Source organism: Arsenicicoccus cauae (assembly GCF_043162025.1).
GTDB classification, from domain to species: domain Bacteria; phylum Actinomycetota; class Actinomycetes; order Actinomycetales; family Dermatophilaceae; genus Arsenicicoccus; species Arsenicicoccus cauae.
In genome coordinates this window covers 2,200,274-2,220,992 of sequence record NZ_CP171001.1, presented here as the reverse complement: position 1 = coordinate 2,220,992, position 20,719 = coordinate 2,200,274, and the positions used below count along the sequence as shown (strand labels likewise).

Here is a 20,719-nt window from a genome sequence, read left to right as displayed (position 1 = left end):
CCCCCTTGTCGTCGGTCCCCCGTCAGCCGGGGGGCCACTGCATCGCCCGGCCGCCCACGACGTGCAGGTGCAGGTGGTCGACGCTCTGCTGCGCATCCTGACCGGTGTTGGACACCAGGCGGTAGCCGCGCTCGACGAGCCCTTCCTGCTCGGCGACCTGACCCGCCGCGAGGACGACGTCGACCAGCAGCGAGGGGTCCGCCTGGGCCGTCGCGACGGCGTTGGGATGATGCGCCTTGGGGACCACGAGGACGTGCGTCGGCGCCTGCGGCTGGATGTCGCGGAAGGCCAGCGTCGTCTCGGTCTCGTGCACGACCTCGCCCGGGATCTCCCCGGCGACGATCTTGCAGAACAGGCAGTCCGGGTCACGTGGGGTCATGCGTGCAGCCTAGCCAGGCGCCTCCGGCCCGGCCCGGCGAGATCTCGTCGGCGGGGCGCCGCGTCCACGAGCCCTCGGGTGGGAGACACTGTGACGCACATCGTCGTCGTCAGCGAAGGAGCTCGACGTGACCACCAGCACCAGCGCCACGTCCCGCCAGGTCCTGCGGGCCGCGGCGGTGGCCGCCTCGGCCGCCGTCGCTCTCGCCGGGTGCGCCCAGCAGACCACCACCTCCCAGGCGACCGCGCCCGCGGCCGCGACGAGCGGCACCACCGATGGCTCTGCCGGCGCGACGACCTCTCCCACCACACCGCCCGCCGGCACGACCAGCTCCGCCGGCTCGACCGGCCCCGCCGCGGAGCAGTCCGGGTCCCCCGCGCCCGTGGACGCCACCACGGCCGGCGCCGCGACGCCCGCCGGGCCCGACGTCGCCGCACGCACCGTCGCGTCGGTGTCGGGGGCGGCTCTGCCCGTCTACTTCCTCGGGCGGGACGGCACCCAGGTCCGCGAGGGCGGCGGTGCGCCGACGCCGCGGCTGCGCCTCTTCCGTGAGTTCGTGCCGACGCCCCGGCCGGGCTCGACCGCCCAGCGCGCCGAGACCGCGGCCAACGTCGCGATGCGCGAGGCCGGGTCGCGCGGCTACCTCAACGTGTGGGGCGAGCGCACCGTCACCGACGTCCACGTGGGCGCGAGCACGATCGAGGTGACCCTCGACGGTCCGACCCGCGCCGTCGACGGCGCCACGGCCCGGATCGGCACGGCTTCCGTCGTCTGGACGGTGACCGCCGTGACCGGCAAGAACCTCCCCGTGCGGTTCCGCTCCCCCGACGGTCGCGTGCTCGGTCCGCTCCCCACCAGCAAGACCTATGCCCGCTCCTCCGGCGTCGCCCAGACCGGCGAGCTCGCCGCGGTCTGGATCGACTCGCCGGGGGCGGGGGCCGCGCTCAAGGCCGGGCCCGTGGTCGCCACGGGCCAGGCGTGTGCCTTCGAGGGGACGGTGGCCTACTCCCTCACGCGCGCCGGCAAGGCCGTGCGGTCGGGCCACACCACGGCCTCCGTGGGTTGCCCGACGCGCGGCACCTGGCGGCTCGACCTCGGCCGTCTTGGTGCCGGCAGCTATCAGCTGCAGGTCTGGGCGCCGAGCCCGGCGGATGGCCAGCGCGACCTGGGCCGGGCCACCCGCACCTTCACCGTCCGCTGATTGCCCCTGCCGGGGGCCGGATCATCAGCCTGGCGAACGAAGCCCGGTCGATGCCCCTACCGGGGGCCGGATCATCAGCCTGGCGAACGAAGCCCGGTCGATGCCCCTACCCCCGGTAGGTCACCAGCGGGTGCGGGCGAGGAGCACGGCCAGGGCCGCCGGTCCGGCGCTGGAGGACCGCAGGACGTGCGGGCCCAGCCGTATGGCGCGCGCCCCGGCCTCCTCGAACGTCGCCAGCTCCTCGGCGGAGATCCCGCCCTCGGGGCCGACCACGACCACCACCTCGCCGGACCCGGGCAGCTCCACGTCGTTGACCGATGTCGTCGCGTCCTCGTGCAGCACGAGCGCCAGCGAGGCGCAGGCCAGGCGCCCCGCGAGCTGCCGGCTCGTCTCGTGCTCGGCGACCGACGGCGTGCGGTGCCGGCGGGACTGCTTGGCGGCGGCGGCCACGACCTGCTCCCACTTGCGGTGGGCCTTGGCCGCGCGGTCGCCGCGCCACTGCACGATGGACCGCGCGGCGCCCCACGGGACGACCTCGTCGACGCCGAGCTCGGTCGCCGACTCGATCGCCTGCTCGTCGCGGTCGCCCTTGGCCAGCGCCTGCACCAGCACGAAGCGCGGCGTGGGGGCGGCGGGTCGGCATACGGTCTCGACGCGCACCGTGATCTCCCCCGATGCGACCGTGGACACCGACCCGGCCACCTCGGCGCCGCTGCCGTCGGACAGCAGCACGGCCTCGCCGCGCTGCAGGCGCAAGGACCCGGCGGCGTGCCGGCCCTCGGGCCCGTCCACGAGCACGGATGCCCCTGGGGTGACGCCGGCCAGCGAGCCGGGCGGCAGGAGGAACAGCGGCGCCGTCATCGACTCAGCGGAAGGCGTCGCGGAGCTTGCCGAGCAGCCCCTTGTCGAGCGAGGTGGCGTGCCCGTCGGGGTTCTCCTCGCCACGCAGCTCGGCCAGCTCGCGCAGCAGCTCCTCCTGGCGCGAGTCCAGACGGGTCGGCGTGGTGACGTTGAGGTGCACGACGAGGTCGCCTCGACCGCCGCCGCGCAGGTGGGTGACACCGAGGTCGTCGAGGGTGACCGTGTCGGCGGACTGCGTCCCGCGCCGCACGTGCACGTCGGCGGCGCCGTCGAAGGTGTCCAGGGTGATCGTCGAGCCGAGGGCCGCCGCCGTCATCGGCACGTCGAGCGTGCAGTGCAGGTCGTCCCCGTTGCGCTGGAAGGTCGGGTGGGGCGACACGACCACCTCGACGTAGACGTCGCCGGGCTGCCCGCCGCCGGGGCCGACCTCGCCCTCGCCGCGCAGCTGGATGCGGGTGCCGGTGTCGACGCCGGCGGGAACCTTGATGGACACGGAGCGGCGGGTGCGCACGCGGCCCTCCCCCGAGCACTCGAAGCAGGGGTTGGGGATCACCGTGCCGTAGCCCTGGCACACGCCGCAGGGCCGGGAGGTCATGATCTGGCCGAGGAAGCTGCGCTGGACCTGCTGCACCTCGCCGCGGCCCTGGCAGGCCGAGCAGGTCTGGGGGGAGGTGCCGGGCTGGCACCCGTCGCCGTGGCAGGTGCTGCACTCCACGGCCGTGTCGAGGGTGAGCTCGTGGGTGTCGCCGAAGACCGCGGTGCGCAGGTCGACGTCGGCGCGCACCAGGGCGTCCTGGCCGCGGCGGACGCGCGAGCGCGGGCCCCGACCGCCCGCGGCCCCCGCGCCGGCGCCGAAGAACTGGTCCATGATGTCGCTGAACGTGAAGCCCTGCCCGAAGCCCGCCGACCCGGCGCTGGCATAGGGGTCGGCGCCCATGTCGTAGGCCTGCTTCTTGGCCGGGTCCCCGAGGACGTCATAGGCCTGCGACACCCGCTTGAACTCCTCCTCGGCCTCCGGGCCGGGGTTGACGTCCGGGTGCAGCTTGCGGGCGAGCTTGCGGTAGGCCTTCTTGATCTCTTCGGCGCCGGCGCTGCGGTCGATCCCGAGGGCTGCGTAGTAGTCGTTCACGAAAGTCCTTGCCTGACAGAGTGGTTGGCCTGGTTCACGGTAGTCACGATGGTGGCTGAGCCGGTCGGGTCGGCTGGGCCGGTCGGGTCGGCTGGGCCGGTCGGGTCGCTGACCGCCGGCCGGCGGTGGCTAGCCACCGAGCGACCGAGAGACGTATGCCGCGACCGCCCGCACGGCCGCCATCGTCGTGGGGTAGTCCATGCGCGTCGGGCCGAGCACCCCCAGCCCGGCCACGAGGTCCGGCCCGGCGCCATAGCCGGTCGAGACCACGGAGGTGGACACGAGGCCGGCGTGGGACAGCTCGCTGCCGATGCGCACCGAGACGAGGTCGGAGGCGTCCATGGCGGGGCGGGCGGGGTCGTCGTGCATGGCGTCGATGAGGCTGAGCAGCACGACGTGCTCCTCAAGGGCCTCGAGCACGGGGCGCAGCGACGTCGGGAAGTCGCCCGAGCGGCGCGCGAGGTTGCTGGTGCCGGCGATCACGACCCGCTCCTCGCGCTCCTCGACGACGAGCTCGGCCAGGGCCGTGGTGACGGCCTCGACCGCCGCGCGGTCAGCCACGGCAAAACCCTCGGACAGCCCGGCGAGCGCCCGCGCAACCTCGGTGAACGGCCGACCCGCGGCCAGCGCGTTGAGGCGCCCGCGCAGGTCGAAGGCCAGGCGCTCGCCGTCGGCATCGCCCAGGTCGCGGCCCACGTCGACGACCCGCTGCTCGACCCGGCCGGTCGTGACGATGAGCACGACCATGAGGCGCGGCCCGCCGATGGGCACGAGCTCGATGTGGCGGACGGACGAGCGGGTGAGCGAGGGGTACTGCATGACCGCGACCTGGTGGGTGAGGCTGGCGAGCAGCCGCACCGTGCGGTCCACGATGTCGTCGAGGTCGACCGACCCGGCGAGGAACTCGGCGATGGCCGCACGCTCGGGGGCCGACAGGGGCTTGACCTCGGACAGCTGGTCGACGAAGAGCCGGTAGCCCGCGTCGGTGGGGATGCGCCCGGCGCTCGTGTGCGGGGCGCAGATCAGGCCCTCCTCCTCGAGCGCGGCCATGTCGTTGCGGACCGTCGCCGCGCTCACGCCCAGCTGGTGGCGGTCGAGCAGCGCCTTGGACCCGACGGGCTCGGAGGTCGCGACGTAGTCCTGCACGATGGCTCGCAGGACCTGCAGGCGGCGTCCGTCGCTCATCGTCGACCTCCTCTCGTCCGGCGGCTGGCACTCAGGCATGCCGAGTGCCAATTCTACGCCGGGTGGCGCGCCACGACGAACTCCGCCGGTCCTGCGGCTAGCCTTCAGCACCGTCCGGCGACGCAGCAGCGAGGAGACCCCGTGGTGGACCGATACGGAACCGACGTCCTGTCCGGCGACTGGAAGGCCCCGCGCCGGGGGCGCTCGGAGGCGGTCCCCGCCGCCCGCGGCCTGGTCGTCGAGGACGTCGAGTCCGGCTGGGTGGGCGCCGTGGCCCGGGTCGAGAAGGCCGGCGGCGTCCACGTCGTCCACCTGGAGGACCGCAAGGGGCGGACAAGAGGCTTCGAGCTGGGCCCCGGCTTCTGGGTCGACGGCCGCCCGGTCACCCTCGTCCCGGACACGAGCGGGAGCGACGCCCGGCTGGCCGAGGCCCGCCAGGCCGCCTCGCGCACCGCCTCGGGGTCGGTCGCCGTCGCCGGGGCCCCCGCCCGCGTGGCCACCGGGTCGCGCCTCTTCGTCGAGGGCCGCCACGACGCCGAGCTGGTGGAGAAGGTCTGGGGCGACGACCTGCGCATCGAGGGCGTGGTCGTGGAGCTGCTCGACGGCGTGGACGACCTGGCCGCGGTCATCAAGGACTTCGCCCCCGACGGTGACCGCCGCATGGGCGTGCTGGTGGACCACCTCGTGCCCGGCACCAAGGAGGCCCGGATCGTCGAGCAGGCGCGCCGGGTCCCCGGCTACTCGCGGTTCGTCAAGGTCCTCGGCCACCCGTACGTCGACGTGTGGCAGTCGGTGCGTCCCGAGCGCCTCGGCCTGCAGCAGTGGCCCGTCATCCCCCGTGGCACCTCGTGGAAGCACGGGATCTGCGCCCACCTCGGCTGGCCGCACCGGTCGCAGGCGGACATCGCCCGCGCGTGGAAGCAGATCCTCGGTACCGTGCGTACGTACGCCGATCTGGAGCCGACCCTGCTCGCCAGCGTCGAGGAGCTGATCGACTTCGTCACCGTCCCCCTCGAGGACGACCAGCAGGAGGTTGTGCGTGCCTGAGGAGCAGGAGCCGCTCGCCGTCGAGCTGGTCGCCGTCGTGGTGGCGGTCCTGTCCGGGCGTCCCCGCGTCCTCACGGCTCCCCCGCCCGCCCCCGGCATACCGGCCCTCCCTGCCGGCCCCCTCGAGGCCGGCCAGCCGTCCCTGCAGGCCGGCCTGCGCTCCTGGGTCACCTCGCAGACGGGCCGACAGCTCGGGTATGTCGAGCAGCTGTACACCTTCGCCGACCACGACCGCGGGCTGGACGACACGCGTGGCCGCCGGATCTCGATCTCCTACCTCGGGCTGACGACGGACGACGCGCCGGAGCAGGCCCGGGCCGCCCAGCCGGGAGCCTCTGCCTGGCACGACGCCTACGCCCTGCTCCCCTGGGAGGACCAGCGCGGCGGCACCCGTCTGGTCGACGAGGTGATCGCCCCGCAGCTGACGCACTGGGTCGGCGCGGCCGGGTCCCCCGCCGACCGGACGGCCCGGCGGCACCGCTGCGACCTGACCTTCGGCCGCGGCGGGCACGCGTGGCTGCCCGACCTGGCGCTGCAGCGCTACGAGCTGCTCTACGAGGTCGGTCTGGTCCCCGAGGCCCGCGAGGCCTGGCGCCTGCCGGACGACGACCTGGTCCCCGGGGAGCCGATGATCGGCGACCACCGCCGCATCCTCGCGACGGGTCTCGCGCGGCTGCGCGCCAAGATCCAGTACCGCCCGGTGGTGTTCGAGCTCATGCCGGCCGCGTTCACGCTCGGTGAGCTGCAGGGGTGCGTCGAGGCGCTCGCGGGCCAGGCGCTGCACAAGCAGAACTTCCGCCGCCTCGTGGAGCAGCAGGCCCTGGTCGAGGAGACGGGGTCGGTGTCGTCGGGCACCGGCGGCCGCCCGGCGCGGCTCTACCGGTTCCGCCGCTCCGTGCTCGACGAGCGTCAGGTGGCGGGCACCAAGCTGCCGGCCCTGCGCACCCGGTGACGCCCCGCGGTCCTAGGACCGCGGGGTGCGCACCAGGGTCGAGGCGCCGAGCGCCAGCACGGCGAGCACTGCTCCCACCGCGAAGCCGCCCTGGACCCCGCTCGTCAGAGCGCCCGCCGCCGATGCGCCGCCGGCCGCCGCCCGTGCCGTCACGGAGGTCATGACGGCCACCGTCGTGGCCGTGCCCGCCGCGGCCCCGACCTGCTGCAGCGACCCGAGGATCGCCGAGCCGTGGGGGTACAGGTGCGGCGGCAGCACGCCGAGCGAGGCGGTGAACACGGGGGTGAAGACGAGCGCCAGCGACACGCTGATCAGGACGTGCAGCGCCAGCACGCCCCAGGGCGCCAGGACCGGTGCGAGCAGCGCCAGCATGACCAGCCCCGCGACGAGGCCGGCAGCGCCGGGGACGACGAGGCGGGGAGCGCCATACCGGTCGTAGGCCTTGCCCACCTGCGGGCCGAGCAGCCCCATGGCCAGTCCCCCGGGGATCATCAGCAGGCCGGTGGTGAGCGAGGACAGCCCGCGCACCTCCTGGAGATAGATGGGGAGCAGGATCACGGTGCCCATGAGCCCCATGAAGCACAGGACCATCAGGACCAGGCCGATGGTGAAGGTGCGGTGGGACAGGGTGCGCAGGTCGAGCAGCGGGGTCCCGTGGCGCTGCAGGACGAGCTGCCGCCAGGTGAACGCGCCCATGGCGACGAGCCCGACGAGAAGGCACCCCCACGGTGGCAGGCCCGAGGACGCAGCGCCGTGGGACGCACCCTCGCCGAGGCCGCTGAGCCCGTAGACGAGACCCCCGAAACCGACGGCGGACAGCGCGAGGCTGACCAGGTCCAGGTCGCTGTGCCCGGGCTCGGCGACGTCCACGAGGGCGCGGAGCCCGACGACGAGCGCGCCGACGGCGATCGGCAGCACCGCGGCAAAGATCAGCCGCCACGAGCCGAGCTGCAGCAGCAGCCCCGAGACCGCCGGCCCCATCGCGGGCGCCACCGAGATCACGAGGGTGACATTGCCCATGACCCTGCCGCGCCCGTGGGCGGGGACGAGGGTCATCAGCGTCGTCATGAGCAGCGGCATCATGATCGCGGTCCCGCAGGCCTGCACGACCCGGCCGCCGACCAGCACGCCGAAGGTGGGGGCGAGCAGGCAGGCGGCCGTGCCGACCGAGAACAGCGTCATCGCGAGGCCGAAGGTGCGCCGGGTCGCGAGCCGCTCCATGAGCCAGCCGGACACGGGGATGACCACGGCCATGGTCAGCATGAAGACCGTGGACAGCCACTGGGCGGTGGACGCGGTGACGTCCAGCTCGCGCATGAGGCGCGGGATCGCGTTGGTCATGATCGTCTCGTTGAGGATCACGACGAAGGTCGCGAGGACGAGCACGGTGAGGATCGTCCGGGTGCGGGCGCGGTCCACGTCGGGCGCGGGTGTCGCCTGGGCGGGGGCGTGGGGCTGCATGCGGGGTCTCCGGTCGTATGACGTGCGGTGGGGGCCTCCCCGGAGCGTCGTCGACGGGGTCGCTGCTCCATGGTCACGCACCGGGGGTGGCCAGCCAACTCGGTTGTCCCCGGATGCGTTATGCTCAGCGTCAGCAATTTCTTCTGCTCACGTCTAGCACAAGGGGTCATCGTGTCGCAGATCCTGCCCGACACCACCGCGCTCTACGACCGGGTCCGCCATCACGTGCTGCCCGCCGAGTGGGCGCTGATGACGCCCGATGTGGAGGCGATCTGGCGGCTCAAGGCCGAGCGGGACGCGGTCGTCCTCGCGCACAACTACATGACCCCCGAGATCTACGGCGGGGTCGCCGACATCACCGGGGACTCGTTGGCCCTCGCACGCGAGGCGCAGGAGGTCGACGCCGAGGTCATCGTCGTGGCGGGCGTGCACTTCATGGCCGAGACGGCCAAGCTGCTCAACCCCACCCGCACCGTGCTGATCCCCGACCTGCGCTCGGGCTGCTCGCTGGCCGAGTCGATCACCGCCGACCAGGTGCGGGCGCTGCGGGCCGCCCACCCGGGCGTCCCCGTGGTGACCTATGTCAACACCTCGGCGGCGGTCAAGGCCGAGTCCGACATCTGCTGCACCTCCGGCAACGCGACCCGGGTGATCGAGAGCCTCGGCACCGACCGGGTAATCATGCTCCCGGACCAGCACCTGGCCCGCAACGTCGCCCGCCAGACCGGCGTCGAGGTCATCACCCACCCCGGCGCGTGCGAGGTGCACGAGCGCTTCACCCCGCACGACATACGGCAGATCCGCGCGGACCACCCGGGGGTCGTGGTCATGGCCCACCCCGAGTGCCCGACCGAGGTCGTGGACGAGGCGGACCTGTCCGGGTCCACCGCCGACATGACGAGCTTCGTGGCGCGCGAACGCCCCGCGCGGGTCGCCCTGATCACCGAGTGCTCCATGTCCGACAACGTCGCCGCGGCGCACCCCGACGTGGACTTCGTGCGCCCCTGCAACCTGTGCCCGCACATGAAGCGCAACACCCTGGCCGCGATCCGCCGCTCGCTGCAGACCCTGACCCACGAGGTGACGATCGACCCCGCGGTGGCCGACCGGGCTCGGGCTGCCGTCGAGCGGATGCTGGCGGTGGGCTGAGGTGGCCCCCTCCTCGTCCACGCTCAGCACGCCCGGCACCCTCGGGACCCTCGAGACCTTCGGAACCTTCGAGATCACGTATGCCGAGGGCCCGGTCGTCGTCGGGGCCGGGCTCGCGGGCCTGCTCGCCGCCACCGCCCTGTCCCCCGTCCCCGGCACGGTCATCAGCCCCGCACCGCTCGGCGTGGACACCTCGACGGGGTGGGCCCAGGGCGGCATCGCGGCGGCCGTGGGGCCCGACGACGACCCCGCGCTGCACGCCGAGGACACCCTGCGCGCCGGCGCGGGCCTGTGCGACCCCGAGGTGGTCCGCTCGGTGACCGACGCCGGGCCCGAGGCGATCTCGTGGCTGCTGGCGCTCGGCGCGAGGCTCGACCGTGGGCCGGACGGCGCCTTGGCACTCGGTCTGGAGGGAGCGCACTGCCGCCGCCGCGTGCTGCACGCCGCGGGAGACGGGTCGGGCGCGGAGCTGCTCCGCGTGGCCGTCGCCGCGGCGCGGCGGACGCCGTCGGTCACCGTCGTCGAGGGCGTACGCGCCGTGCGTGTGCTCACCGACGCCCACGGGGTGGCCGGGGTGCTCGTCGAGGGCGCGGGTCCGCGCCGCGTGGTCGCCACCCGGTCCGTCATCCTGGCGACGGGTGGCCTCGGCGGCCTCTACGCCCACACCACCAACCCGCTCGCGTCTCGCGGGCAGGGACTCGCCCTCGCGGTCCGCGCGGGCGCCGTCGTGCGCGACGTGGAGCTGGTGCAGTTCCACCCCACGGCCCTGGACGTCGGGCTGGACCCGATGCCCCTGGTCTCCGAGGCCGTGCGGGGCGAGGGCGCCACCCTCGTCACCGCTTCGGGGGCGCCGGCGGTCACCGACCCCCTGGCCGCCCGCGACGTCGTCGCCCGCGCCCTGTGGGCGGCCCGCCAGGCAGGGCACGCGACCTGCCTGGACGCGCGCGCCACGCTGGGCCCGCGCTTCGGGGACCACTTCCCGGCGATCGAGTCCGCCTGTCGCGCAGCGGGTCTGGACCCTTCGGTCGACCTGCTGCCGGTCCGGCCGGCCGCGCACTACGCCATGGGCGGGGTGCTGGTCGACGCCGCAGGTCGCACCACCGTGCCCGGCCTGTGGGCCGTCGGCGAGTGCGCCTCGACCGGGCTGCACGGGGCCAACCGGCTCGCCTCCAACTCCCTCCTGGAGGCGACGGTCTGCTCGCGGCGCCTCGCGGCGACCCTGCGCGACGAGCTCGCTCGCCCCGGCGGCCCGCAGGTGGGGCCCGCCGCTCGCCGCGACCTGATCGCGAGCGCCCGCGGCGCCGGGTCCGCCCCGCAGGCCACCGATCTCGCGCTGCTCCGGTCCACGCTGGAGGCGGCCGCCGGCGTCCTGCGCGACGCCCCCGGGCTGCAGCGGGCCCTCGGCATACTGGCTCCCCTGGCCGCGCACGACGACGACGCGCTCGTCGCCGCCCTGGTCTGCCGAGGTGCCCTGCAGCGCACCGAGTCCCGTGGTGCGCACACCCGCACCGACCACCCCGCCACCGGCGAGCCGCAGCACACCCTGCTCACCCTCGCCGACGTCACGACCCCCACCCTCACCGACAAGGAGGCCTCATGAGAGCGCTGCCGGACATCCTGCTCGAGCCCGTCGTCCGCGCCGCCCTGCTCGAGGACCTCGGCCGCGCCGGCGATCTCACCACCGACGCGACCATCCCGCCGGACGCCACCACGACGGTCCGGCTCGTCGCCCGGGACGCGGGCGTCGTGGCCGGCACCGACCTGGCCCGGCTGGCGTGGACCCTGCTCGACCCGCGCATCGAGGTCCGGATCGACCGCGGCGACGGGTCCCGCGTCGCGCCCGGCGACGTGATCGGCGAGGCCACCGGCCCCGCACGCGGGCTGCTCACCGCGGAGCGCGTCGCCCTCAACCTCCTCGGCCACCTGTCCGGGATCGCCACGGCGACGGCCGAGCTCGCCGACGCGGTGTCCCACACGCGGGCCCGCGTGTGCTGCACCCGCAAGACCACGCCGGGGCTGCGCGCCCTCGAGAAGCACGCGGTGCGGGCCGGCGGCGGGGACAACCACCGCTTCGGCCTGGACGACGCGGTGCTGATCAAGGACAACCACGTGGCGGTCGCCGGGGGGATCACTGCCGCCGTCACGCGGGTCCGCGCGGAGGTCGGTCACCTGGTCAAGGTCGAGTGCGAGGTCGACACGCTGGACCAGCTGCGGGAGCTGCTGGAGGTGGGCGCCGACGCGGTGCTGCTCGACAACATGACGCCCTACCTGCTGCGGGAGGCGGTCCGGCTCGTCGACGGGCGCCTGGTCACCGAGGCCTCGGGCCGGGTCGACGCCACCACGATCGTGCCCATCGCCGAGGCGGGGGTCGACCTGATCTCGGTCGGCCGCCTCACCCACAGCGCGCCGGTCCTCGACATCGGCCTGGACATCGACCCCGACATCGGTCCCGACGCGCCGCCGGCGGCTACCTGATGATCCGCCAGGTGAACGGGTAGCTGTAGGGCTCACCCGCCGCCACCTTGATCGCCGCGAGCCCGTGGACGACCAGTGCCGCGAGCGGGATCAGGCCGGCCAGCCAGATGGTGACGAAGCCGACCAGCACGAGCATGAGCGGCAGCGAGATCAGGATGACCGCCACCGTGGCGATCCAGACGGTGATCTGGAAGTTCAGCGCGTCGATCGCGTGCTCCCGGACCGCGCGGCTGCGTCCGCCGCCCATGAGCAGGACGATCAGCGGGCCGAAGAAGGTCATGCCGCCGAGCAGCACCGACGCGATCGGCGACCAGTGGGCCGCGCAGACGAGCTGCCGCTCGTACTCCGGGTTCAGCGGCGCGTTGTTGCCGTAGACCGGCTGGCCCTGCTGCGGGTGACCGCCCTGCTGGTAGCTGCCCTGCGGGCTCGCGCCCTGAGCGCCCGGTCCGGCCTGCGGGTAGCTCGGGATCTCGCGGTCGTTGCGGTGCTGGTCGTCGGTGCTCATGGTCCCCTCCGTGTGGTTCGTGCCCGATGTGGTTCGTACTCGACGCGGCGGCCTGCCGCTCGACCCTTCGGACTCCAGTCTGCCCAGGTCGGATCCCTGCCGGCCCTCCGAACCCACCCTGACCGGACCCTGATCCCACCCTGGCCGGACCGGCCTCAGCCGTCCCCGCCACTCACCAGGGCCTCGGGGTGGAGGCACTCGGGGGGTGATCGTCACGTCCTCGCCGGACTCGGCTCGCATCACGACGTCGGCCAGGTGCGCGCCTCGCTGATGGTCAGCTCCACGGCAGGACTGTGCCTCGACGTGCACAGTGCGGGTCCCCGTCTTGCTGGCAGTCAGACGCCGAGGAGGCGGCGCACCACGGTGTCCGCCAGCAGGCGTCCGCGCAGCGTGAGCACCAGGTGGCGGTCGCGCAGGGCCGCACCCCCGTCGACGAGACCGTCGGCGATCAGCCCCGCCACCGCCTCCTGGCCGGGCTCGTCCAGCTCGTCGACCGGGAGCCCGTCCACCAGCCGCACGCCGAGCAGCACCCGCTCGTCGTACTGCTGCTCGGCGCTGAGGAGCTCGCGGGCCGCCGCGGGTGACTCGCCGGCGCCCAGGCGCGCGGCATAGGCGCTCGGGTGCTTGACGTTCCACCAGCGGACGCCGCCCACGTGGCTATGCGCGCCCGGCCCGGCACCCCACCAGTCCCCGTCGCTCCAGTAGCCGATGTTGTGCCGACACCGGTGATCCTCGCCCCGGGCCCAGTTCGAGACCTCGTACCACCCGTAGCCGGCCGCCCGCAGGAGCCCGTCGGCCAGCTCGTACTTGTCGGCCTCGTCGTCGTCGCTCGGCAGCGCGATCTCGCCGCGTCGCACCTGGGCCGCCATCCTGGTGCCCTCCTCGACCACCAGGGCGTACGCCGAGACGTGGTCGGGCTCGAGCGCGATGGCGGTCTCCAGCGAGGTGCGCCAGTCCTCCAGCGACTCGCCGGGAGTGCCGTAGATCAGGTCGAGCGACACGTCGAGCCCGTGCTCGCGGGCGCCCTTGACGGCACGCTCGACGTTGAGGGGGTCGTGGGTGCGGTCGAGGGTCCGCAGGACGTGCGGGACGGCGGACTGCATGCCGAGGCTGACCCGCGAGAACCCCCGGGCTGCGATCCAGTCCAGGTAGTGCTCGTCCACGGTGTCGGGGTTGGCCTCGGTCGTGATCTCGACGTCGCCGGCGTAGCCGAACCGCTCGCCGATGCCCTCGACGATCCGGGCGAGGTCCTCGGCCGCGAGCATCGTGGGGGTGCCGCCGCCGACGAACACCGTCTCGACGGCCGGCGCGTCCTCGCCGAGCACCCGCTTGGCGAGGTCCAGCTCGGCCAGGACGGTGTCGGCGTAGGACGCGACGCTCGCGCCCGGCGTGCCGAGCTCGGTCAGCGTGTAGGTATTGAAGTCGCAGTAGCCGCAACGGACCCGGCAGAACGGCACGTGCACGTAGATCCCGAACGGGCCCAGCCCCAGACGGTCCAGCGCGGTGCTCGGGAGCGAGCCGTCGGAGGGGGCGGGCTGACCATCGGGCAAGGCGCTCGGCATACGGCCCATTGTGTATGACGACCGCGCCCGCCCTCGTGAGGCGGCCGCCGGGCGGCGCGGCTCTGCCAGGCTCGACGCGGCAACGGCACCCAGCCACACCTGCTCCCTCGTCCGCCGGAGCCTGAGAGGGCACGAACGGCTCCTCCACCGTGCCGTGGACAACCAACACCGCCCTCTCACCACGCACAGCCGCCTGGGGCGAGGTCCTCCCCCGATGCCTGGTCGCCGGTCGCCGCTGGTGTGGTGGGCCGGTCAGGTGGTGAGGGTGACGCCGGCGAGGCAGACCAGCGCCACCGTCACGGTCGACAGCGCCGCCAGCACGAACGGCCGGGCACCGACCTGCCTCACGAGCGCGAGCCGCACGCCGCACCCGAGGGCGAACATCGCCGCCGTGAGCAGGATCGTCTGCAGCAGGCGAGCGCCGTCCAGCACCGGGGCGGGCAGCGGCAGGACGGACCGGACGACCACCATCGCCACGAACCCCAGGACGAACGCCGGCACGAGCGGCGGCAGCCGACCGCCGCCGGACCCGACCGCCGACACGTCCGCGGCCAGCGCCCGGCGTCGCCGCCAGGAGATCGCCGCCATGACGGGAGCGAGCATCAGGACCCGGGTGAGCTTGACGACGACGGCGGCCGCGAGCGCGCCTCCCCCGAGGGCGCCGCCCGCGGCCACGACCTGGGCGACCTCGTGGATCGAGCCGCCGGCCCACAGACCTCCGGCATACGGGCTCAGGCCGAGGGCGCCGACGAGCAGGGGGACGACGGGGATCATCACGGTGCCGCACACGACGACCAGGGCGACGGCGGTCGCGACGTCCTCCTCGTCGGCGTCCACGACCCCGTCGACGGCGGCCACGGCGGCGGCGCCGCAGATGGAGAAGCCGCAGGCCACGAGCAGGGTGAGCCCGGCCGGGACCCCGAGGAGCCGTCCGTACCCGAGCGTCGACGTGATCCCGAGCCCCACCACGGCGACGACCACGGCGATCATCCCCCAGCCGAGCCCGAGGATCTGCCCCAGCACGACCTGCAGGCCGAGCAGCACGATCCCGGCACGCAGCAGGGGCTTGGCGGCGACGGCCAGCCCGGGCGCGAGCGTGGCCGGCAGGGGCACGGCGTTGGCCAGGACGGCGCCGAGCAGGATCGCGACGAGCAGCGGGGACATCATGGGGGCGACGTGGTTGACCAGGAGCGCCAGCGCGACCGCGACCGCGCAGAGAGCGAGCCCGGGTAGCGGTCCTGCGGGGCTGACGCGGGGTGGGCGTCCGGAGGGGGTGGCCGCCGGGGTGGCGCGGCTCGCTGCGGTGGGCATGGTGCCACCCTCCCCCGCGCGGACGGGTGAGCGGCAGCCCCCAGCGCTGCACCCCGTCATATCAGCGTGATATGACGTGGGGGTGATGCCCGACCTCAAGGCCCTCGAGCTGCTCGTCGCCGTGCACGACGAGGGCAGCCTCGGTGCCGCTGCCCGCGCCGTAGGCATGGCCCAGCCCAACGCCTCGCGCCTGGTCGCGAGGCTCGAGCGGGACCTGCAGCAGCGCGTCGTCGTCCGCCGCCCGCAGGGCGCGCAGCTCACGCCGGTCGGGGTCATGCTCGTGGAGCATGCCCGCGAGATCCTGGCCGCCACCCGCCGCCTCGAGCGGGCCATCGACGCGCTCCAGGGACAGACCATCCCCGAGCTGCGGCTCGCCGCGTCCCTGACCGTCGCCGAGCACCTCGCCCCCACCTGGTTGACCGAGCTGCGCCGCCGCCACCCCCGGCTGCTCGCCAGCATGACCGTCGCCAACTCCACCGTGGTCGTCGACCAGGTCCGCCGCGGGGTGGTGGAGCTGGGCTTCGTCGAGGGGCCCGAACCCGCCGCAGACCTACCCAGCACGGTGGTCGCGCGAGACGAGCTCGCCCTCGTCATCGGGGTGGACCACCCGTGGATGGACCGCACCTCTCCCGTCGGCGCCGCCGAGCTGGCCGGCACCCCGCTCGTCACCCGCGAGCGCGGCTCGGGGACCCGCGAGGCCCTCGACGCGGCTCTCGCCCCGCTCGAGCCGTGCCGCCCGGCGCTGGAGCTGTCGAGCAACGCGGCCGTGCGGGCGAGCGCCGTCACCGGGACCGCCCCCGCCGTCCTCAGCCTGCTGGCCGTCGCCGACGCCGTGCACGACGGCCACCTGGCCGTCGTGCCGACCGAGGGCTTCACCCTCGAGAGACAGCTCCGGGCCGTATGGCGCCGCGACCCGCTGCGAGGTGCCGCCGCCGACCTCGTGTCGATCGCCGCGCGGACCGGGCGCGCACCTCTCCCCTGACCTGAGAGGGTGGGTCCCATGGCGCACCCCGGCCCCATCACCGTCCACGTCACCGGCGACCCCGACGAGTTCCTCCGCGACGCGGGGGACCTCCTGGAGTCCGAGCCCGTCGTGCACTCGATCCTCGCCAGCAACGTGCTGCTGGCCCGGCGCCACCCGGGGCGGATCCCCGACCCGTGGTGGATCGAGCTACGACGAGGCGCCCGGGTCGTCGGGGTGGCCATGCACACGCCCCCGTATCCCCCGCACCTGCCGCTCTCCTCGCCGGTACTGGCCGTCGCGGTCGCCCGCGAGCTCGCGGACCGGGGGCGTCCCGTGGACGGCGTCGGCGGGCTGCGCGACGGGGCGGTCGCGTTCAGCGACTGGTGGTGCGCCGAGAAGGACCTCGACGCCGACGTCGTGATGGACCTCGGGATGTACGACCTGCCCCGACCGGCGCGCCTGCCCTTCGCCGTCGCGGGAGGGCTGCGGCCCGCCATACCGGCAGACCTGGACCTGGTCCGCGGCTGGCTGCAGGACTTCCACCACGAGGCGCACGGGCCGAGCGCCCCGCCGGCCCCGGACCCCTCGCCGCACGTCCTCGAGGGCCGCACCGCGGTGTGGGAGGTGGACGGCCGACCGGTGTCGATGTGCTACGCCACGGCGCCGTCCGGCGGGGTCACCCGGATCAGCGGGGTGTGGACGCCCCCGGGCGAACGAGGACGGGGCTACGCCAGCGCCGTGGTCGCCACGTGGTCACGGCACCAGCAGGAGCTCGGCCTGCGGTGCATGCTCCTCACCGACCTCGCCAACCCCACGAGCAACGGCATCTACCAGGCGCTCGGCTACCGCCGGATCGGGGACAGCGTGACCCTCGCCTTCACGAGCGAGCGCTCCGGCTGAGGGTGGGCGGCCGCCGCGGTCACGTGACACAGTGGCCCTCATGCAGCGGGGCACGACGAAGGGCATCACGGTGGCGCGCACCACCGCTGGTCGTGACTTCCAGCAGGTGTCGGCGCCCCGCGTCGCGGCCGCCCCGGTGATCCACTCGGTCGTGGCGACCACGCTCGCCCACGCGCTGGAGTCCCCCGCGGACTACCCCGACGCGCGGTGGTACTGGGCCAAGCGCGACGGCCGGGTCACCGCCCTCGCGATGCACACACCCCCGCGGCCCTTCCACGTGGCGACGGTCGACACCCACGTCGCGCGCGCGTTCGCCCGCCGGGTGCTGACCGACGGGTTGCAGGTCGAGCGGATCGGCGGGCTGGTGACCGGGGCACTCGCGTTCGCCGAGACCCTCGCCTTCGAGACCGGCGGGCACATCCGCGTGGTGCGCCGCGAGGGCATGCACGACCTCCCGCGCCCACCACGCCACCCCGAGGGCGTCCCCGGCGAGCTGCGACCGGCGCGCGAGTCCGACATCCCCCTGCTCGACGCCTGGGCCCGGGCCTACCTCGACGAGACCGGCACCGACGCGCCGCCGCGGTTTCCCTTGCAGCAGTGGGTGGCTCGGGGCGACATGCAGGTCTGGGACGTCGCCGGCGGGGCCGTCTCGATGGCCCACGCGTCGCGTCCTCACGGCGGGGTGTCCCGGATCTCGTGGGTCTACACCCCGCCCGAGGAGCGCGGGCAGGGGTATGCCGCCGCCACCGTCGCCGCGGTCAGCGCCCGCCAGCGGCGCGCCGGCCACCGGTGCCTGCTCTACACCGACCTGGACTCGCCCGCGTCCAACCGGCTCTACCAGCGCGTCGGCTATCGCCGCGTCGGCGACTCGTGCGTCCTGTCGCTCACCCGCGTCCGCTGACCCGCCCCCCACCCCCCGACTGGTCACCCGGAAGTGACCAGTCGGCGAGGGTCAGCGGCGACGATAGGTGAGGTCGTGGATCAAGCGTCCCGCCGCGATCCCCCGCCGCTCGAAGCGGGTCATCGGCCGCACGTCGAACCGCTCGGCCTCCCCACCCTCAAGGTCCGGGTGCGCGTCCAGCACCTCCCGCATCGACTCCGCGTAGTCGGACCAGTCCGTCGCCAGCCGCCACAGCCCGCCCGGCTCCAGCACGCGCGCCACGAGCGAGGCGAAGGCCGGTTGCACGATCCGCCGCTTGTGGTGCTTGGTCTTGGGCCAGGGGTCGGGAAAGAAGGTCCACACCTCGCGCACCGACCCGGCCGGCAGCAGCGTCTCGAAGGCCGGCACCGCGTCCGCCTCCAGGAGGCGGACGTTGGTGAGGCCGCGAGACCCCACCTTGCGGAGCATGTCGTACAACCCCGGTCGGTAGACCTCCAGGGACAGCAGGTCGTGGTCGGGGTAGGTCGCCGCGCCGGCCACGGTGGCGTCGCCGGATCCTGCGCCGACCTCCACGATCAGCGGGGCGACCCGGCCCCAGACGGCGGCGGGGTCCAGGCGGGCGGCCGGGTCCACGTCGGTGCGCGCCGCGTCGCGGGGGACCTCGAGCAGGTAGGCGGCGCCATACCGCTGCAGGGCCCGGGCGTCCTTGTCCTGCAGCCGGGGATCGGTCCGCGCGAAGCTCACGATCCGGCGAGCGCCCTTGTGGGGCAAGGGCTCGCCCAGCCCGACGGTGTAGGCACGCTCCGCGGGGTCGCCCTCCTGCGGGAGCGGCTCGGTCACTTCTTGCCCTTGGCCTTGCCGTCCCCGCCGCCGTCGCTGGACAGCGCGGCGATGAAGGCCTCCTGCGGCACCTCGACGCGGCCGACCATCTTCATGCGCTTCTTGCCCTCCTTCTGCTTCTCGAGCAGCTTGCGCTTGCGGCTGATGTCGCCGCCGTAGCACTTGGCGAGCACGTCCTTGCGGATGGCGCGGATGGTCTCGCGGGCGATGACGCGCGAGCCGATCGCGGCCTGGATCGGCACCTCGAACTGCTGCCGCGGGATGAGCTCGCGCAGCTTGCCGGCCATCATCACGCCGTAGGAGTAGGCGGCGTCCTTGTGGACGATCGAGCTGAAGGCATCGACCTGCTCGCCCTGCAGGAGGATGTCGACCTTGACGAGATCGGCGAGCTGGTCGCCGTCGGGCTCGTAGTCGAGCGAGGCGTAGCCGCGGGTCTTGGACTTCAGCTGGTCGAAGAAGTCGAAGACGATCTCGGCGAGCGGCAGCGTGTAGCGCATCTCGACGCGCTCCTCGGACAGGTAGTCCATGCCGCGCAGGGTGCCGCGCTTGGACTGGCACAGCTCCATGATCGCGCCGATGAAGTCGCTGGGCGCGAGGATCGTGGCGCGCACGACGGGCTCGCGCACGTCGGCGATCTTGCCGTCGGGGAACTCGCTGGGGTTGGTGACCTCGACGAGCCGGCCGTCGTCCATGGTGACCTCGTACTCCACGTTGGGCAGCGTCGAGATGAGGTCGAGCCCGAACTCCCGCTCGAGCCGCTCGCGCACGATCTCCAGGTGCAGCATCCCGAGGAAGCCGACGCGGAAGCCGAAGCCCAGCGCCGCCGACGTCTCGGGCTCGTAGACCAGCGCGGCGTCGTTGAGCTTGAGCTTGTCCAGGGCGTCGCGCAGCAGCGGGTAGTCGGTGCCGTCGATCGGGTAGAGCCCGGAGAAGACCATCGGCCGCGGGTCGCGGTAGCCGCCGAGCGCCTCGGCCGCGGGCTTGGCCTGGTTGGTGATCGTGTCGCCGACGCGGGACTGGCGCACGTCCTTGACCCCCGTGATGAGGTAGCCGACCTCGCCGACGCCAAGACCCTGCGAGGGCATGGGCTCGGGCGAGATGACGCCGATCTCGAGCAGCTCGTGGGTGGCGCGCGTCGACATCATCTGGATGCGCTCGCGCGGGTTGAGGTTGCCGTCGATGACGCGGACGTAGGTCACCACGCCGCGGTAGGTGTCGTACACGGAGTCGAAGATCATCGCGCGAGCGGGGTTGTCCGCCTCACCGGTGGGCGCCGGCAGCTGCCGGACGATCTCGTCGAGCAGCGCCTCGACGCCGACGCCGGTCTTGCCGGACACCTTGAGCACGTCGGACTCGTCGCACCCGATGAGCCCGGCGAGCTCGGCGGCATACTTGTCCGGCTGCGCCGCCGGCAGGTCGATCTTGTTGAGCACCGGGATGATGGTGAGGTCGTTCTCCATCGCGAGGTAGAGGTTGGCGAGGGTCTGGGCCTCGATCCCCTGGGCCGCGTCGACGAGCAGCACCGCGCCCTCGCAGGCCGCCAGGGAGCGGCTCACCTCGTAGGTGAAGTCGACGTGCCCCGGTGTGTCGATCATGTTGAGGCAGTAGGTCTCCAGGCCACCGTCGGCGCCCTCGAGGGCCCAGGGCATGCGCACGGCCTGCGACTTGATGGTGATGCCGCGCTCGCGCTCGATGTCCATCCGGTCGAGGTACTGCGCGCGCATGGCTCGCTCCTCGACCACGCCCGTCTTTTGCAGCATGCGGTCGGCCAGCGTGGACTTGCCGTGGTCGATGTGGGCGATGATGCAGAAGTTGCGGATCAGCTCCGGTGGCGTCGCGTGGGGCTTCAACGCGGTGGTGGCCATGGGAGACACGGGGCGACTACCTCAACTTGGGGTCCGGGGAGCACAGGGCACGG

At 73.9% G+C, this 20,719-nt stretch carries 19 protein-coding genes; 9 read left to right on the top strand and 10 right to left on the bottom strand.

The features are described from left to right. Window positions 1-22: 22 nt before the first annotated feature. The gene (locus ACF3NS_RS10370; RefSeq protein WP_288797781.1) at window positions 23-379 is read right to left on the bottom strand and encodes a histidine triad nucleotide-binding protein; all 357 of its coding nucleotides are present in this window, start codon (window positions 377-379) and stop codon (window positions 23-25) included. A gap of 127 nt (window positions 380-506) precedes the next feature. Between ACF3NS_RS10370 and ACF3NS_RS10365 the strand changes: the two genes are divergently transcribed. Further along, window positions 507-1,580, top strand: a complete 1,074-nt coding sequence (locus tag ACF3NS_RS10365; protein ID WP_392465918.1) for a Gmad2 immunoglobulin-like domain-containing protein — start codon at window positions 507-509, stop codon at window positions 1,578-1,580. A gap of 120 nt (window positions 1,581-1,700) precedes the next feature. Here the strand turns inward: ACF3NS_RS10365 and ACF3NS_RS10360 are convergent, their stop codons facing one another. The 3 genes from ACF3NS_RS10360 to hrcA all read right to left on the bottom strand — a co-directional run bounded on the left by ACF3NS_RS10360 (window position 1,701) and on the right by hrcA (window position 4,755). Next, window positions 1,701-2,441, bottom strand: a complete 741-nt coding sequence (locus ACF3NS_RS10360) for a 16S rRNA (uracil(1498)-N(3))-methyltransferase (RefSeq protein ID WP_154594008.1) — start codon at window positions 2,439-2,441, stop codon at window positions 1,701-1,703. Window positions 2,442-2,445: 4 nt separating this feature from the next. Next, a complete protein-coding gene (gene dnaJ / locus ACF3NS_RS10355) occupies window positions 2,446-3,570 on the bottom strand; it encodes a molecular chaperone DnaJ (protein ID WP_288799952.1) in 1,125 nt (374 codons plus the stop codon). Between the two features lie 129 nt (window positions 3,571-3,699). After that, window positions 3,700-4,755, bottom strand: coding sequence for a heat-inducible transcriptional repressor HrcA (gene hrcA / locus ACF3NS_RS10350; RefSeq protein WP_288799954.1), 1,056 nt, complete (start codon window positions 4,753-4,755; stop codon window positions 3,700-3,702). A 141-nt stretch (window positions 4,756-4,896) separates the two neighbouring features. Here hrcA and ACF3NS_RS10345 point away from each other — a divergent pair, with 141 nt between their 5' ends. Together ACF3NS_RS10345 and ACF3NS_RS10340 are read left to right on the top strand one after the other, a co-directional pair. Next, entirely contained in the window at window positions 4,897-5,802 is a 906-nt protein-coding gene (locus ACF3NS_RS10345) for a DUF3097 domain-containing protein (RefSeq protein ID WP_392465915.1), read from the top strand. Then, window positions 5,795-6,754, top strand: a complete 960-nt coding sequence (locus ACF3NS_RS10340) for a hypothetical protein (RefSeq protein WP_311966650.1) — start codon at window positions 5,795-5,797, stop codon at window positions 6,752-6,754. Before ACF3NS_RS10345 ends, ACF3NS_RS10340 begins: the two co-directional genes overlap by 8 nt. A 12-nt stretch (window positions 6,755-6,766) precedes the next feature. Here ACF3NS_RS10340 and ACF3NS_RS10335 read toward each other — a convergent pair whose 3' ends face one another. Then, the gene (locus ACF3NS_RS10335) at window positions 6,767-8,215 is read right to left on the bottom strand and encodes a DHA2 family efflux MFS transporter permease subunit (RefSeq protein ID WP_288800070.1); all 1,449 of its coding nucleotides are present in this window, start codon (window positions 8,213-8,215) and stop codon (window positions 6,767-6,769) included. Between the two features lie 171 nt (window positions 8,216-8,386). Between ACF3NS_RS10335 and nadA the strand changes: the two genes are divergently transcribed. The 3 genes from nadA to nadC are packed head-to-tail and all read left to right on the top strand — an operon-like array spanning window position 8,387 to window position 11,839. Further along, window positions 8,387-9,364: a quinolinate synthase NadA gene (gene nadA / locus ACF3NS_RS10330; RefSeq protein WP_392465911.1), complete on the top strand. Its 978-nt coding sequence runs from the start codon at window positions 8,387-8,389 to the stop codon at window positions 9,362-9,364. 1 nt (window position 9,365) lies between these two features. Next, the gene (locus ACF3NS_RS10325; protein ID WP_392465909.1) at window positions 9,366-10,964 is read left to right on the top strand and encodes an L-aspartate oxidase; all 1,599 of its coding nucleotides are present in this window, start codon (window positions 9,366-9,368) and stop codon (window positions 10,962-10,964) included. Further along, window positions 10,961-11,839: a carboxylating nicotinate-nucleotide diphosphorylase gene (gene nadC / locus ACF3NS_RS10320; RefSeq protein WP_288799324.1), complete on the top strand. Its 879-nt coding sequence runs from the start codon at window positions 10,961-10,963 to the stop codon at window positions 11,837-11,839. The genes ACF3NS_RS10325 and nadC overlap by 4 nt, the downstream gene beginning before the upstream one ends. On the opposite strand, the gene ACF3NS_RS10315 is transcribed toward nadC, so the two are convergent. From ACF3NS_RS10315 to ACF3NS_RS10305, 3 genes are all read right to left on the bottom strand, one after another. Then, entirely contained in the window at window positions 11,832-12,344 is a 513-nt protein-coding gene (locus tag ACF3NS_RS10315; RefSeq protein ID WP_392465908.1) for a DUF4870 domain-containing protein, read from the bottom strand. The genes nadC and ACF3NS_RS10315 overlap by 8 nt on opposite strands. Before the next feature lie 335 nt (window positions 12,345-12,679). Continuing rightward, the gene (hemW, locus tag ACF3NS_RS10310; RefSeq protein WP_288799326.1) at window positions 12,680-13,906 is read right to left on the bottom strand and encodes a radical SAM family heme chaperone HemW; all 1,227 of its coding nucleotides are present in this window, start codon (window positions 13,904-13,906) and stop codon (window positions 12,680-12,682) included. Window positions 13,907-14,158: 252 nt separating this feature from the next. Continuing rightward, entirely contained in the window at window positions 14,159-15,217 is a 1,059-nt protein-coding gene (locus ACF3NS_RS10305) for a YeiH family protein (protein ID WP_392465905.1), read from the bottom strand. 85 nt (window positions 15,218-15,302) lie between these two features. Here ACF3NS_RS10305 and ACF3NS_RS10300 point away from each other — a divergent pair, with 85 nt between their 5' ends. From ACF3NS_RS10300 to ACF3NS_RS10290, 3 genes are read left to right on the top strand one after another with little or no spacing between them, the layout of a single operon-like run. After that, window positions 15,303-16,199, top strand: a complete 897-nt coding sequence (locus tag ACF3NS_RS10300) for a LysR family transcriptional regulator (protein WP_392465903.1) — start codon at window positions 15,303-15,305, stop codon at window positions 16,197-16,199. Between the two features lie 18 nt (window positions 16,200-16,217). Further along, the gene (locus ACF3NS_RS10295) at window positions 16,218-17,081 is read left to right on the top strand and encodes a GNAT family N-acetyltransferase (RefSeq protein ID WP_288799328.1); all 864 of its coding nucleotides are present in this window, start codon (window positions 16,218-16,220) and stop codon (window positions 17,079-17,081) included. Window positions 17,082-17,121: 40 nt separating this feature from the next. Then, on the top strand, window positions 17,122-17,982 hold the full coding sequence (locus ACF3NS_RS10290) for a GNAT family N-acetyltransferase (RefSeq protein WP_392465901.1): 861 nt from the start codon (window positions 17,122-17,124) through the stop codon (window positions 17,980-17,982). Between the two features lie 51 nt (window positions 17,983-18,033). On the opposite strand, the gene trmB is transcribed toward ACF3NS_RS10290, so the two are convergent. Together trmB and lepA are read right to left on the bottom strand one after the other, a co-directional pair. Continuing rightward, window positions 18,034-18,801, bottom strand: a complete 768-nt coding sequence (gene trmB, locus ACF3NS_RS10285) for a tRNA (guanosine(46)-N7)-methyltransferase TrmB (RefSeq protein WP_392465900.1) — start codon at window positions 18,799-18,801, stop codon at window positions 18,034-18,036. After that, the gene (lepA, locus tag ACF3NS_RS10280; protein WP_392465899.1) at window positions 18,798-20,666 is read right to left on the bottom strand and encodes a translation elongation factor 4; all 1,869 of its coding nucleotides are present in this window, start codon (window positions 20,664-20,666) and stop codon (window positions 18,798-18,800) included. The genes trmB and lepA overlap by 4 nt, the downstream gene beginning before the upstream one ends. Window positions 20,667-20,719: the final 53 nt, after the last annotated feature.

Coding starts and splice junctions, on each gene's coding strand:
- ACF3NS_RS10295 (WP_288799328.1), top strand. CDS start 16,218: ATGGCGCACCCCGGCCCCATCACCGTCCACGTCACCGGCGACCCCGAC.
- hemW (WP_288799326.1), bottom strand. CDS start 13,906: ATGCCGAGCGCCTTGCCCGATGGTCAGCCCGCCCCCTCCGACGGCTCG.
- ACF3NS_RS10315 (WP_392465908.1), bottom strand. CDS start 12,344: ATGAGCACCGACGACCAGCACCGCAACGACCGCGAGATCCCGAGCTAC.
- lepA (WP_392465899.1), bottom strand. CDS start 20,666: ATGGCCACCACCGCGTTGAAGCCCCACGCGACGCCACCGGAGCTGATC.
- ACF3NS_RS10335 (WP_288800070.1), bottom strand. CDS start 8,215: ATGCAGCCCCACGCCCCCGCCCAGGCGACACCCGCGCCCGACGTGGAC.
- hrcA (WP_288799954.1), bottom strand. CDS start 4,755: ATGAGCGACGGACGCCGCCTGCAGGTCCTGCGAGCCATCGTGCAGGAC.
- ACF3NS_RS10370 (WP_288797781.1), bottom strand. CDS start 379: ATGACCCCACGTGACCCGGACTGCCTGTTCTGCAAGATCGTCGCCGGG.
- ACF3NS_RS10360 (WP_154594008.1), bottom strand. CDS start 2,441: ATGACGGCGCCGCTGTTCCTCCTGCCGCCCGGCTCGCTGGCCGGCGTC.
- ACF3NS_RS10300 (WP_392465903.1), top strand. CDS start 15,303: ATGCCCGACCTCAAGGCCCTCGAGCTGCTCGTCGCCGTGCACGACGAG.
- ACF3NS_RS10305 (WP_392465905.1), bottom strand. CDS start 15,217: ATGCCCACCGCAGCGAGCCGCGCCACCCCGGCGGCCACCCCCTCCGGA.
- nadC (WP_288799324.1), top strand. CDS start 10,961: ATGAGAGCGCTGCCGGACATCCTGCTCGAGCCCGTCGTCCGCGCCGCC.
- ACF3NS_RS10290 (WP_392465901.1), top strand. CDS start 17,122: ATGCAGCGGGGCACGACGAAGGGCATCACGGTGGCGCGCACCACCGCT.